9 protein-coding genes and 3 tRNA genes are annotated in these 13,148 nt (G+C 35.3%); 7 read left to right on the top strand and 5 right to left on the bottom strand.

Annotated features, from left to right (window positions below; all coding sequences use genetic code 11):
• Positions 1-130 precede the first annotated feature (130 nt).
• Positions 131-1,513, top strand: a complete 1,383-nt coding sequence (locus tag LV842_RS04830) for a tetratricopeptide repeat protein (protein WP_233110325.1) — start codon at positions 131-133, stop codon at positions 1,511-1,513.
• 94 nt (positions 1,514-1,607) lie between these two features.
• On the opposite strand, the gene LV842_RS04825 is transcribed toward LV842_RS04830, so the two are convergent.
• The 3 genes from LV842_RS04825 to LV842_RS04815 form a co-directional block, all read right to left on the bottom strand.
• Positions 1,608-2,498: a DMT family transporter gene (locus tag LV842_RS04825; protein WP_233110324.1), complete on the bottom strand. Its 891-nt coding sequence runs from the start codon at positions 2,496-2,498 to the stop codon at positions 1,608-1,610.
• Positions 2,485-3,135 (bottom strand): leucyl/phenylalanyl-tRNA--protein transferase, encoded by a 651-nt coding sequence (gene aat / locus LV842_RS04820; RefSeq protein WP_233110323.1) that lies wholly within the window; start codon positions 3,133-3,135, stop codon positions 2,485-2,487. The genes LV842_RS04825 and aat overlap by 14 nt, the downstream gene beginning before the upstream one ends.
• A gap of 61 nt (positions 3,136-3,196) precedes the next feature.
• Positions 3,197-3,574: a DUF3127 domain-containing protein gene (locus LV842_RS04815; protein WP_233110322.1), complete on the bottom strand. Its 378-nt coding sequence runs from the start codon at positions 3,572-3,574 to the stop codon at positions 3,197-3,199.
• A 188-nt stretch (positions 3,575-3,762) separates the two neighbouring features.
• On the opposite strand from LV842_RS04815, the gene LV842_RS04810 reads away from it, so the two are divergent.
• The 3 genes from LV842_RS04810 to LV842_RS04800 all read left to right on the top strand — a co-directional run bounded on the left by LV842_RS04810 (position 3,763) and on the right by LV842_RS04800 (position 4,018).
• Positions 3,763-3,844 (top strand) — tRNA-Leu (locus LV842_RS04810).
• Between the two features lie 8 nt (positions 3,845-3,852).
• Positions 3,853-3,928, top strand: a tRNA-Gly gene (locus LV842_RS04805).
• Positions 3,929-3,934: 6 nt separating this feature from the next.
• Positions 3,935-4,018: transfer RNA gene (locus tag LV842_RS04800), tRNA-Leu, on the top strand.
• A gap of 133 nt (positions 4,019-4,151) precedes the next feature.
• On the opposite strand, the gene LV842_RS04795 is transcribed toward LV842_RS04800, so the two are convergent.
• Complete coding sequence (locus LV842_RS04795; protein WP_233110321.1) at positions 4,152-6,404, bottom strand: glycoside hydrolase family 24 protein; 2,253 nt, start codon at positions 6,402-6,404, stop codon at positions 4,152-4,154.
• Between the two features lie 84 nt (positions 6,405-6,488).
• Complete coding sequence (locus tag LV842_RS04790; RefSeq protein ID WP_233110320.1) at positions 6,489-10,367, bottom strand: hypothetical protein; 3,879 nt, start codon at positions 10,365-10,367, stop codon at positions 6,489-6,491.
• Positions 10,368-10,687: 320 nt separating this feature from the next.
• Between LV842_RS04790 and LV842_RS04785 the strand changes: the two genes are divergently transcribed.
• Genes LV842_RS04785 through LV842_RS04775 form a run of 3 tightly spaced genes read left to right on the top strand, consistent with a single transcriptional unit; the run spans position 10,688 to position 13,006 of the window.
• The gene (locus LV842_RS04785) at positions 10,688-11,059 is read left to right on the top strand and encodes a hypothetical protein (protein WP_233110319.1); all 372 of its coding nucleotides are present in this window, start codon (positions 10,688-10,690) and stop codon (positions 11,057-11,059) included.
• Between the two features lie 40 nt (positions 11,060-11,099).
• On the top strand, positions 11,100-12,515 hold the full coding sequence (locus LV842_RS04780; protein ID WP_233110318.1) for an aminotransferase-like domain-containing protein: 1,416 nt from the start codon (positions 11,100-11,102) through the stop codon (positions 12,513-12,515).
• A 5-nt stretch (positions 12,516-12,520) separates the two neighbouring features.
• Positions 12,521-13,006: a GNAT family N-acetyltransferase gene (locus tag LV842_RS04775; RefSeq protein ID WP_233110317.1), complete on the top strand. Its 486-nt coding sequence runs from the start codon at positions 12,521-12,523 to the stop codon at positions 13,004-13,006.
• Positions 13,007-13,148: the final 142 nt, after the last annotated feature.

The raw sequence follows: 13,148 nt of genomic DNA, 5'->3' as shown, positions 1-13,148 counted from the left end.
AATGAATGTCAAAAAAAAATCGCAACTTTGCATACATTTTGAATGATAAATTTCAGAAGTAATATTAATTTAAAAAGTTTGCCGAGGTTTGTAAGCACATTCAAACATTGGCCGACGATGGAAACGAGTATTGGAAGAGTATTTTGGAAATGAACTGGTAAAAAAGTTCGAGGAAATGATGGAAAACAATGATGAATTCTACTTTGATACAGAGGAGTTAGAAGATATTATTGTTTACTATTTGGAGCTTGGAGATTTTAATTATGCAGATACTGCAGTTAATTACGGTCTGAAGCTTCACCCCAATTCTTTAGATATCAAGATCAAAAAACTTGAAATATTATTAGAATGGGAAGAATATAATACGGCGAAAGAGCTTATCGATGAGTTGAAGGGTTCTTCAATGGAAAACACAGACTTTTTGGTGTGCTATGCAAAGTATTATTCAAACTTAGGAAATCCTAAAAGATCGATTGATATATGTAAAAAAGCATTGGAACTTAAAGAAGAAGAAAATTTTCTTCACAATTTCATTGCGGATGAATATGTAAATCTTGGAGATCCTTTTAACGCCCTTAAACATTACAGAAAAGCCCTTAAAGAAGACCCAACGGATGAATATTCGCTGGAAAACTGTATGGTTTGCTTTGCTGATCTGAATAAGAATGAAGAAGCGATTGCTTTTCTTAATGAATATCTGGATGAATTTGCCTATTCAGAAGTGGCTTGGTTCGAGTATGGGCAATTTTATTTCAACAGAAAAAACTATGAAGAAGCGATAAAAGGATATGACTATTTATTGGCAATCAATTCAAGCTCTGTTGGAGTATATGCCAATAAAGCGGCTTGTTATGAAGCTTTAGGACAGTACAAAAAGGCAATCGAAGTTTATGAAGAAATGCTTGAGCTAGAATATACAAAGGCATTTACTTTTTATAAAATAGGACTTTGCTACAAAGCTTTGAAGCAGCCGATTATGGCGCTCAATTCTTTTCAGAAATCACTGAGAGAAGATCCGCAGTTTTACCTTGCAATGATGGAACAGTCTTATCTCTATGAAGAAATGGGAGGGATGGCAGAAGCGTTGCACTTTGCAAAAGAAGCCACTCATCTCAATGAAAACAGTCTTGATTATCAGAAAAGACTGGCATTTTTATTTATCGATTCCGGGAAATTTGAAGAAAGTCTTTCCTGCTTAAAAAAATTGGTAGATGCGGAACCTTCGAGATTTTATAACTGGTATGCGTATTCGGAAGTATTGATGCTTTTAGGAGAATATGAAGAAGCGGTGACTCTTTTGAATAAGGCTTTAAAAGCACATTACAGAGCAGAATTGTTCTATCAGTTAAGCAATTGTTATTTCAACCTGAAAGAACAGGAAAAGGGAGTAGATTCTCTTCAGAAAGCATTGGAATTAGATCCTTCTTTGGCTACGGATATGCAGAAGAAATATCCGTTTATTAGAGATGAGGTGAAAAAAGTAAAAGCGAAAGTGAAGAAGAAAAATTTATAGATTGGAAACTTCTTAACGAAAGTTTAAAACCTTAATGGGTCAAAAAACTAATTAAGCTTTAAATCAAATAAAAAATCCTGCAGAAATGCAGGATTTATTTTTTTATAACGTTGGGCTTTGTTCTCAAAAAGATTAATCCGGCAATAATAATTCCGGCTCCTACAAATTGAATAATACTCAGCTTTTCACCATCTAAAAATCCCCAAATAATGGCTACAATCGGCATTAATAAAGTAACTGTCGATGCAAAAAGAGGGGTGGAAACTTTTAATAAACGATAATTCATCATCATTGCTAACCCAGTTCCAAAGATGGATAATAAACTTACAAACATCAATCCGGTCATGGTATTTTCGTCAAAACTGAAGGTTGAGAAAAATCCTGTAAAACTTAACGCAATTAATGAAGGGAAAAATAAGACAAAAGAGAAGACAAAAGCAGATAAAACGGTGGAAGAAACTTCCATTAATTTAGACTTCACCGTTGTTGTACTCATGGCATAGCATAAAGTGGCCAATAATAACAGTAAAATAGGGATAAGTTTAAACTTTCCACTCTCTCCATCACCACCGAAAGCAAGCAGACAAACACCTGTAAAACTTATAAATGTTCCTACAATCTGTTGTCTGGTGGTTTCAAACTTCCATACCAAAGCTCCGACAATAATCACAAAAATCGGCATCATAGAATTAATGATTCCTGCAATACTGCTGCTTACTTCAGTTTCTGCAATCGGAAATAGAAACATAGGAATGAAGTTGCCTGTAAATGCAGCCAAAATCAGCCATTTTAAATGTTTTTTCGGAAATAATTTATACTTTGAAATCGCAATGGGCATTAAAATGAGTCCGGCAATCAAAACTCTTAATGCTCCGACCTGATACGGACTGAAATGTTCTAAAGATTTTTTAATTAAAATAAAAGATGATCCCCAAATAATACTTAATATCATGAGAAGAACCCATTTTTCTTTATCTGCGTTCATTGTTTTGGTGTAATATTTTTAAAAATTCTTTTTTTGGAATCATTCTCGCTCCCAGACTTTCAAGATGTTCTGTATGAGACTGGCAATCAATTAGCTCTAAATCTTTATTGGTCTCTGCAAAATGAATAAATCCGGCTTTGGATGCGTTACTTACCTTAGCAAACATACTTTCGCCACAGAAAACATTCCCGATTTGAAGGCCGTAAAATCCGCCTACAAGTTCTCCGTTCTGCCATACTTCAATACTTTTTGCCAATCCATATTCATGTAACTGAATGAAAGTTTCCATCAGCTCATCCGAAAGCCATGTTCCACTCTGTCCTTTTCTGCTTGCTTGCTGACAATTTTTAATAACCTCTCTGAAGTTTTGATTTTCCGAAAAAGTAAAAATATTTCTGTTTAATATTTTTCTCATTGATTTTGAAACCTTTAATTCATCAGGAAACAAAACAAATCTGGGATCGGGGCACCACCAAAGAATTTCTTCCCCGGGATTATACCAGGGAAAAATACCCAACTGATAAGCAAACCAAATCCGTTCTACTGACAGATCGCCTCCAAATGCAATAATACCTTCATGGCCATCGTAAATTTCCGGATCCGGAAATGAAATCTCACTTTCGTCTAATCGAATCATATTTAGGAAAAAAAATCCCACTTAAAAAGCAGGATTAATATTTTTCAGTATTATCTTTTAATTAGAAAGGTAAATCATCATCGTCATCTCCTGCAAACGGATTTTCATTTGAAACCGGAGCAGCAGAATGAGACGGAGCAGCTTGTGTAGGCTCAGAACCGTTGTCGAATACTTTTTCTACTCTCCATCCTGTAATAGAATTGAAATATTTAGTTTCACCCTGTGGAGAAACCCATTCTCTTCCTCTGATGTTGATTCCTACCTTTACATTTTCTCCTTCTTTAAGATTATCTAATAAACTGATCTTATCAGACAAGAATTCTATGTTTATAGGCTGTGGATATTGTTCCTGAGTTAAAATAACCATTTCTCTCTTTTGAAACCCGCTCGCAAACGTCTGAGCATCAAAAAGTTTCTTTATCGTTCCTTGTAATTCCATATCATAATAATTAACGATGTAAAAGTAAGAAAATGAATCGTAATAAAGGGTACGAGAAAAAAAAAATGCAAAATTTTAATTTTTTTAGTTGAAAAGTTTGGAGGTAAAAGAAAATATCCTATCTTTGCACCACTGAAAACGGAAAAACGAAACAAGTTCTTTAAAAATTAAGTTTTCAAATAGACAACGCGGATGTGGTGTAATTGGTAGCCACGCCAGACTTAGGATCTGGTGCCGAGAGGCGTGGGGGTTCGAGTCCCTTCATCCGCACACGTTTTGCGAAAATAGCTCAGCTGGTAGAGCACAACCTTGCCAAGGTTGGGGTCGCGGGTTCGAATCCCGTTTTTCGCTCCACTCCATGCCCTGGTGGTGGAACTGGTAGACACGCAGGACTTAAAATCCTGTGCCTCTTTTGGCGTGCGGGTTCAAGTCCCGCCCGGGGTACTAAAACCCTCTGTAATTTATTACGGAGGGTTTTTTGTTTTTAGACCATTAAAAGAAAGTAAGATTCATTCTTACTTTCTGAAATTTAAAATTATCTATATATATATTTTAGAGGTCTTTACATATAATAAAATCAACTTTCACGGATAACTTTTATAGATTGATGGTTAAAACCTGTAAGGTGCAGATGGTGGTAATGCCTGTATCCATTTTTTCCTTCTTTTTTCATATGTTTAGTATGATTTAGTAAATAGCTGTTATTTCCGTTATAAGTAAAATATTCTGAGTACATTTTCTCTGATCTTCCCCAGCCAAAATTATATAGTGCATCATTAAATTTATTTTGATTAATTACGTCGAAATGAGAATGTTGTAGATAGGTTGCTTCTCCTTTTTTGTTTTTAGATAAATACCTTAAATCTCCTTTTTCTCCATTTCGATGAGATGAACTTCCTCCGGTAGATTTACCTTGATAATTACTAAACCCATTGAAGCCTAAAAAATCAATATTTTGATCAGCCATTGCGCCTAATAATCCAGCATAGCAATCAGGATTTATATAATATCTTTCGCTTTCTGTATTCAGCGTTAAAAATTTTAATTTCACACCTCCGTTGCTATATCCTTTAAATTCACGAACGTCAACTAATTCTATTTTGTTTGTACCTACTTTATTTCCTTGATTTATTTCTGTTGTCAATTTAAAATTAAACGTGCCTAATACATGCTCTATAGAAGCTTTATCATGATAAATATATTTGTATTTTTTTTCAAAATCTTTCTGAATTGTTTTTGGAATGTGTTTCTCAATCTTTCCTCCATTGAATATATGATATGTAATAATACCATTAGTAGGAGAGGTTTGTGAATTTTCATTATTTTGAGAAGGATCTTGAGGTTGAGGATTGGGTGTTGTTGTACTTGCAACCGTCTGTTCTTTGTCGGCTGGTTTTTGTTTATTACAAGTAGTAATCCCAAATTCTTTTAAAAATCCTTTTTCAAGATGCAGATAACTTTTTCCTTCAAGCTCTTCTTTTAAAAATTTGTTGTAATGTTCCATACAGACTTTAAATGGAGTTGCAGGTTGAGGCTTTCCGTTAAACTTATATCGGCTATTATCTCCTTTGTGAGGTAAGCTTGCCCATTCTCCACTTCCTTGGTTTCTAATGGCCTTTTCTATTTCATCTTTCACAATAAGATCTAACAAGCCTTTTTGTTTGTGTTTGAAAATAATTACACAAAGTTTATCTTGTGAAGCAGGAGAATAATCCTTGATTTTATATTTTTTTACATAATCATGAGCTTTTTCATAAACTCCCGCTTTGGTATTATCATCGTTTAGCTTTTCTCCATTCAGCCACCACCATGTATAGCGCATAATCTGGTAAGCGCCTGCAGCGGTAGAACCCCCATAATTTTTTTGTGGATGTGTGCTGAGATCGGTTATTGTATTTCCTCCGAATGCTGTTCTGTAGCCCTTTTCCGGATCTCGAGCGATGTATACCGTTTTTTTCTGTTTCTTATCATAAAATTTTATCAGTTCTCCTGTTGCTTCCCCGACTCTTACCATTCTCATGAATGCTCTTACCCTGGCTTCCTCAATGCATATTCCGTTTTCAGGAGTTGTTGGGGGTACAGGTTGATCTTCGTTTGAAGGTAAACTGTCATTTTCTGTTTCGCTAGTTTTTCCTGAATTGCTAAATTCTACCATCACATCTTCACTTTCTTTTACAAAAAAGGCATATACTTTTATTTTTGCAGGATCTTTGTGAAAAGAACAGGTCATCATATTCTTTCCATCGGTTGTTGTTTTTTCCGAATGATTTTTAAATAAAACGAAATCGCCGTCATCGTATCGATAGCCCCATTTTACGGAAAGTGTCTCAACTTTGTTCAATTTTTGATTAGGCGTTGCCAAGAATTGATAGCTTTCTCCTTCTTTTACAGCGGTTACTAAATTTCCTTTTTGATCGTAGGGTCCCTGAACTTTTGCCACTTTTCTGTTGGTATGCCAATAAAGATTGAAATAGTTTTCCGAAACTTTTTGCAGGGCTTCTTCTTTTTGCCACACCAAAAAGGATTTTGAAAAATCCTGTCTGAATGTAGCGATTACTTTATCTTCTTTATAATCGAATAATTGTGCATAGATACTCGTTTCCGGTTGCCAAAACAAGGGATTTAAAATGTTTTGTGAATCTTTATCAGCCGTTATAACAAGATCTTTAAAGAAAAAATTGGTGAGTTCATCATGAAATTTTCCACTTACTCTCAATATCAGGCGATGTCTGTTTTCATCAAACCCATTGGTGGTAATAAAAATTCTTTGATAGTTATTATTTACCGGAGATGACTTGAGTCCTATCCCGGTTATTGTTGCTGGTTTCATTTTAGTATTTTTGATAGGTGTACAATAAGCCAAGGCAGCAGGCTTTAATCCCACTGCCTAAAACTTACTGTATGATTTTGGTTATTAGATTTTACTTACGGATAAGTCGATTGATACTGTATCTCCTTCCTTAATTGTCACAACTTGGGTTACTTTGCCCTCATCGATATAATATTGGTTTCTGAGATCGTCATTTTCATCTAAACATAGTTCATATTTTCCTACAGGAATTTCTTCCAGCCAGAAATATCCGTCTTTATCGGGATTTGTAAAATCTACAGGAGATTTATCCATGTTTTTAAGCATGATTTCCGGACTTGTTTCTGGTTTCAATCCTTTGATCTGACCTTGAATACGTCCTGGTTTTTCTGTGCTTTGTCCAACTCCTAGTTGAGACTCAGAAATAGCAATCTGAGCTGACTGAGGTACCTGTGTCGGATCCGGGTAATCAGAAAGATCTTCATCAAATGGTAATGCTTTTGTAACATTTAATCCAATCGTTTGTGCCTGAAGGATTGTTAAGGCTGTCGGAAGACGTGTTGCCCAAGCTTTTCCATACTTTTCCCCTTCTGTTTTACGCATTTCATCTACGATTGACAAGAATAAATCATCATTAATTACAGGAACTTCACCGCCGTTCCAGATTTGTCCTGTCATAAGATAATGTTTCACAGCTTCTTCGAAACCGGGTCTTACAGTAACGATTACTCTTGCCATTCCGGCTTGCATAAACGCTCTGAAGGTAGCATCATTATCATCAAACTGATAAAGTTCGCTCCACCTGTCTCTGTTTCCCCAATAATATGGATATAAGAAGTAGCTCATAATATCCCATTCAAAGGCTTGTTCCATAAACTTAACGAAGGCAGAATATTGGTCTAATGAACTGTCTACTTTAATTTCAGAATTTAGGAAACTTTCTTCCGCAGTATTCGTTTTATAATATTTATTTTTTCCGAATGTTAAAGCGGCAGAAGGATTTTGATTAATCATGTAAGACAGGCAGTTTCTTTTAAGAATCGTATTTTCAATCTGTCTGTAAAATCCAGGATTAGAACCTAATATTGCAACTCCCTGACTCTTAATGGTCGCAAGATCCTGCTCATATTTAAGCTTTACTTTTTCATAAGCAGCAATGATTTTGTTGAAAATTGTCTGCTTTTGTTTATTCTTTTCCTGATCAGTCAATTTCAGCTTGATTTTAACAGCCATGTTACCGGAAAGGTGTCCTAATGCAGAATAAGAAATAGGAACAGTCGTTTTATATCCTGAAACATCGGTTGAATAGTTTTTAGTTAATAATTTATCACCAATAATCAGTTTAATAGTATCTCTGTATGGATCATCCCAACTTTCTGCCCACTGAGCAATTGCTGAAACGGTTTCGTAGCCTTCTTCAATTTCCAGATCGGCACTTTCTCCATATCTTTCATGACTATTGTCTTTTACTTCATCTGCTTTAAAGGAAAAAGACTTCCCTGTGTAAATAAACTCGGGTTTAAGCTCATTTTCTAAAGCAACATTGTATTTACTTAACCAGTATTTTAAGATGGTTTCATCGTTTAATGACGTGTAGTCTTTCATGGTGTGAACCACAGATTCCCTAGGATCGACAGGTTTTACAAGCTGATTTTCCATGTTTTTGGAAATCTTCATTCCTAAAGTATGAAGTTTGGCAGGTTCAGGGACCATGAACTCAAACATCATACGCTTGCCGTAATTGTAAATTTGGTTTTTCATGATTTTATCTACCCATCTGTAAACTCCTACAACATGTTTGTCCCCTTTTCTGTTGTCGAATTCGTGAATATTTGTTTCTTCAAATTCTTCAATCATTTTTTCAGTACGTTCTTTATGAACCCTGCTGATGATCCTGTCGGTTGCTTTTTGAGTAATTTCTTTTGCTTGAGTGGTTGCTTGTTTTACACTTTCTTCCTGAGCATTGTGAGAGGCGTAAGATCCTGCCACACCAAAGCTTACCGGACCATAAGATCCTTCTACATGGGCAGAAACATTCAGATCTTTTGATTTTTGAATTACTTTCGCAATCTCGCTTTGCAGCTCAAATCTGTCCGTAGAAGTAGTGTCACGTAACTGCTCTTTCTCAGAATCGGAAGATTCCATGGTCGTAATTTCACTCTTTGTTGTTTTCTTGGTAGATTTTTCTCTACGCTCACGAGCCATTACGTTCTCAATATGAGCAACTTCTCCTTCTACATAACCCTGAAGACTTTGTTCAACTTTAAGATAATCTGCCACACCAATGCTTTTCATTCCAAAACCTGAAGGAACGAATGGTGCGGTAATTTGTGTAACAGTTCCGGTACCAACTCCGCCGGTATTTATTTTTGCGGTAAAAGCAGCACTTCCTTTGAAAACGCCCTGCTTGGTAAGCCTGTCAATATCATAAGGATCTTTTACAAGGGTAACATCCAAAGAATAAAGCTTTCCATCAGAAAGCGTAATATCTCCTTGAAGTGTAAATCCTCCTGTAGATGCTGTTTGTGCTGTTGTAATTCTTGGATTACTGTCAAATAACATATTGACTCCGGTTGCCGTTTTCAAAACATTGGTAGAAGCAATGTTTGTTCCGTTGATGGTCGCTTTATAATTCCCAGAAACGATATGATGACTGTAATTATCGACTGTAAGCAAGATACTCCATTCGGTTGCACTTTTAGCAACGGTTTTTACACTATAAGGAATATATGAAGATGTTGAAGATCCAGTATTTACAGGAACAGCAATCCCTCCAATATTGGCTGTAATTTGTTCATTAAGAACCGTGTTTTCTAAAACTAATTGCTGTAAGCCTAATGAATTTTGGGAAATATTTTCCTGCAATTCAGAATAAGTTGTAATTCCTGAAAGAGCATTAGCTGTATTGGTAGTTCCCAGGATTCTATTTAATGTATTTTTGTTTTCTTCATCCAGACTTCCTTGCAATTCATCTGCATTTATTTCTGGCCTGAAATCAAGTTTAAACTCTGCAATATCAATGGTTGGAAATTTGAACCCGATAAGCTCCTGTGTAAACCTTGAAAGCTCTTCGCTTAATACCGGGTTTTTAACGAATGCTTCAGGATCTCCTGCGCTTAGATTTGTCAGATAATTTACCCTGCTTTCAATCGCTATTTTTCTGTTTTCAGCCTCTCTAAAAGTATTTTTATAATCATTTTGAGCCGGATTTACACTTTCCTGATATCTTGCAAACTCTTTATCGTAAGCTGTATTGTATTCTTTTCTATAATTACCTTCTGCTTTTTGAAGCGCAGAAACCAGTTTAGCATTGGCTTCCAATTGAAGTTTTGCTTCAGCAAACTTGATGTTTTTATCGTTGTAAAATGGGGTTCCCGCTTCTTCTGTGATTTTTGAAGGATTGCTTTCCTGATTTTGGAAAATTTCTTTCGGTAAAGCTACTTTTGCTTCTAAAGATTTAGCTAAAAAATCATCTCCGTTAATTTTTTTTGTTTCAGGAGTGATTTCAAGATTTTGAGCAAAACCGGATTGTAAAGCTTTCAGAATATGGATAACAGACTCCTTAATATAAAAATCTTTTTGAGTAAGTGTTTGATAAATAAGGTTATCCCAGAATGTCGTGTAGTCTTTCAACCCTTTAGCGGTCAATTGTTTATTAGCATCTAAGGTTGTTTTATAATAATCTGAAGTATAAGCGGTTTCATCTTTGTCTAAAGTTTCTCCTCTTGCAATCTTTCTTCCGATATTTAAAAGCTTCGCAAATTCTCCATCCTCAAGCTCTTTTACAGATTTAATAGAAGTTGATTGAAATTCATCTGCTTTTTTCAGAAGATTGGCAAAAGTTACACCGTCAAAAACTCCCTTTACTTTGTCCGGACGTTGAATGAATCCTAAGTTTTTTGATTTTGTTTCTGTGAGTTTCGGGTTTCTTAAACTCACGAATTTGAATAATGTCTGGGAAACATTGTTTTTATTGGTTGGCATTTTGTAATTTTGATTTGGTTTAAAATAGGTTAAGATTTGAAAGTTCCTTTTGTTGGATGGCTTTCAGGTTTTAGCCTTATTTTTTTAGGTGGTTGTGGCAAGATTCCACCCTAATTTCTAATGGCTGTATTCATGGTTTGTTTTTTATTAATACAAAGATCACCCATGACTGCGACAGAACTCGACGTGTTAAATAATATTTCCCGCTTATTTGAAATTCATTGTAAATGTTTAAAAATCTGTACCCATAAAAATGTAAACTTCTGTATCTGTATCTAAAAAAGAATACTCTATAAATTTGTTGAAGTAAAGCAGATAGTATGGAAATGACTCTTCAACATCAGGATCGGCTTCATTATGCTGAAGTCTATGCGTCAGATATTTTAGAACTGAAAAACTTTTTTCTTCAGAAGTTCGGATTGAATAAGGTGAATGAAAACTATGGAGTTCCTTTTCTTTTAGCAAAAAAGCAGAATAAAATTGTAGCGTTTGCTAGTCTTATTATTACTCTTACTCATCAAATTGATTTTGTGATTTACAAAAATCCAGATTTTACCGTAAGAGAAGAGGAGGATTTTAAGATAAGGGCTAAAGATTATTGTAAAAGAAATAGTTCGGAAAATTTCAGAGATCCGGAACAGCTGAAATATAATATTCAAAGGATGGCTGATTGGTTGAATGGTTCAATATAACATCTTTTAAAATTGTAATTTTACTTAAAAACAAATCTTTATGTCCAAAGATGCTCTATATCTTAAAGTTGCAAACTCTGTTACAGAGCAGATTAAAAGCGAAACACTGCAGCTTGGAGATAGGTTGCCTTCATTAAGAAGTGCTCAGAAGTTATATAATGTAAGTCTGAATACAATAAAACAGGCTTACATGGAGCTTGAGAGCCGATCATTGATAGAAGCCCGCCCTAAATATGGCTATTTTGTTAGTCAGACATCACAAAGAAAACTGGCGCTTCCGTCTATTACGAAAATGAAGATTGCTGAAACGGAAAAATCACCTGAAGATCTTATTGATAAAGTATTCGGAACCATTGCCGGAACAGATGTTACTCAGTTTGCCTTGGGAATTCCAGGAGAAAGTTTTCTGCCGTTAGCAAAATTGAAGAAAAGCATCAATAATGTCATTAAAAGAAAAAATGATAGCGGCACAGCTTACGAACCGGTTCAGGGGAGTGAACATCTGCGTCGTGAAATTGCGAAATGGGCATTGGTGTTGGAAGGGAAAATTACAGAAGATGATCTTGTAATTACTTCGGGAGCGATGAATGCGGTTTATAATTGCTTGATGGCGGTAACCAAACCCGGAGATTCTGTAGCAGTGGAAAGTCCGGTTTATTTTGGGATTTTACAGGCAATTGAATTGTTAGGGTTGAAAGCGGTAGAAATTCCTACGCATCCATTGAATGGTGTTGATCTGGATGAGCTTAAAAAAGTACTTCCAAAATTATCGGCCTGCTGTTTTGTGACAAATTTTAATAATCCTCTCGGATTTCAGATGCCTGATGAAAGTAAAAAGGAACTGGTAAGATTAATTACAGAATATAATGTTCCGTTGATTGAAGATGACATCTATGGAAATGTTTATTTCGGAGCAGAAAGACCGAAACCGTGCAAGTTTTATGATGAAGCGGGATTGGTGATGTGGATAGGTTCAGTAACTAAAGTTTTGGCTCCAGGATACCGGGTTGGTTGGGTAGCTCCTGGAAAATTTAAAGATAAAATTATTCGTCAAAAATTAGTGCAAACCGTTTGTAGCCCGTCTTTATACTCAGATGTCATTGCGGATTTCCTGGAATATGGAAGATATGATCATCATTTGAGAACGTTCCGAAATAAATTACAGGCTAATTATCACCAGATTCAAAAGTCGGTGGCAGCTTATTTTCCGGATAATACAAAAGTATCGGAACCGAAAGGAGGTTTTATGCTGTGGCTGGAATTGGATAAAAGAATCTGTACAGAAGATCTTTATGACGAAGCTTTTAGTCAGAAAATAAACTTTGCGCCGGGAAGAATGTTTTCACAGTACAATCAATATCAGAATTGTATGCGTTTAAATTATGCCTTGGAATGGACGGATCGTGTAGAAAGTGATCTTGAGAAATTAGGGAAAATGATAAAAAATAAAATTTAAATACGATGAACGAATATAATAATGAAGTGAAAATTGTTGATTATGATCCAACATATCAACAGGATTTCAGAAACTTAAATGAAGAATGGATCAGCAAGTTTTTCAAAATGGAAGCAAGCGATTATAAAATGCTTGATCATCCTGAAGATTATATTATTAATAAAGGAGGGCACATTGTTTTTGCTCTTTTAAATGATGAGGTGGTAGGAACCTGTGCTTTAATAAAAACTTCTGAAGATCCATTAATATTTGAGCTTGCAAAAATGGCAGTCAGTCCGAAAGCTCAGGGAAAAAAGATCGGGTATTTAATTGGTGAAGCGCTGATTGATAAAGCAAAAGGTTTAAAAGCAAAAGAAATCTTTCTTGAAACCAATTCGTCACTCGTTCCTGCGATAAAACTCTATGAAAAGCTAGGCTTTCAACATATTCAGGTAAGCGATTCTCCTTATGAGCGTTGTGATACGAAGATGTTGTTGGAACTCACTTTTTAGATATATTTCAATTTTGTTAAAGAGAAGGCACGCTGATTTTTCAGGGTGCTTTTTTGTTTATAAATCTTCATCATTCATTTTCTCTGCTTCCTGCCTCTTACTTCCAACCCAAATAAATTCTTTATTTTTGTCTAATTCCTAT

Source organism: Chryseobacterium gwangjuense (assembly GCF_021311115.1).
Taxonomy (GTDB): Bacteria; Bacteroidota; Bacteroidia; order Flavobacteriales; family Weeksellaceae; genus Chryseobacterium; species Chryseobacterium gwangjuense.
This window is presented reverse-complemented; position numbering and strand designations above follow the sequence as displayed.

Bases quoted from the DNA above. Each gene is read 5' to 3' on its own strand.
- LV842_RS04790 (WP_233110320.1), bottom strand. From the start codon at position 10,367: ATGCCAACCAATAAAAACAATGTTTCCCAGACATTATTCAAATTCGTG.
- LV842_RS04815 (WP_233110322.1), bottom strand. From the start codon at position 3,574: ATGGAATTACAAGGAACGATAAAGAAACTTTTTGATGCTCAGACGTTT.
- aat (WP_233110323.1), bottom strand. From the start codon at position 3,135: ATGATTCGATTAGACGAAAGTGAGATTTCATTTCCGGATCCGGAAATT.
- LV842_RS04785 (WP_233110319.1), top strand. From the start codon at position 10,688: ATGGAAATGACTCTTCAACATCAGGATCGGCTTCATTATGCTGAAGTC.
- LV842_RS04775 (WP_233110317.1), top strand. From the start codon at position 12,521: ATGAACGAATATAATAATGAAGTGAAAATTGTTGATTATGATCCAACA.
- LV842_RS04825 (WP_233110324.1), bottom strand. From the start codon at position 2,498: ATGAACGCAGATAAAGAAAAATGGGTTCTTCTCATGATATTAAGTATT.
- LV842_RS04780 (WP_233110318.1), top strand. From the start codon at position 11,100: ATGTCCAAAGATGCTCTATATCTTAAAGTTGCAAACTCTGTTACAGAG.
- LV842_RS04795 (WP_233110321.1), bottom strand. From the start codon at position 6,404: ATGAAACCAGCAACAATAACCGGGATAGGACTCAAGTCATCTCCGGTA.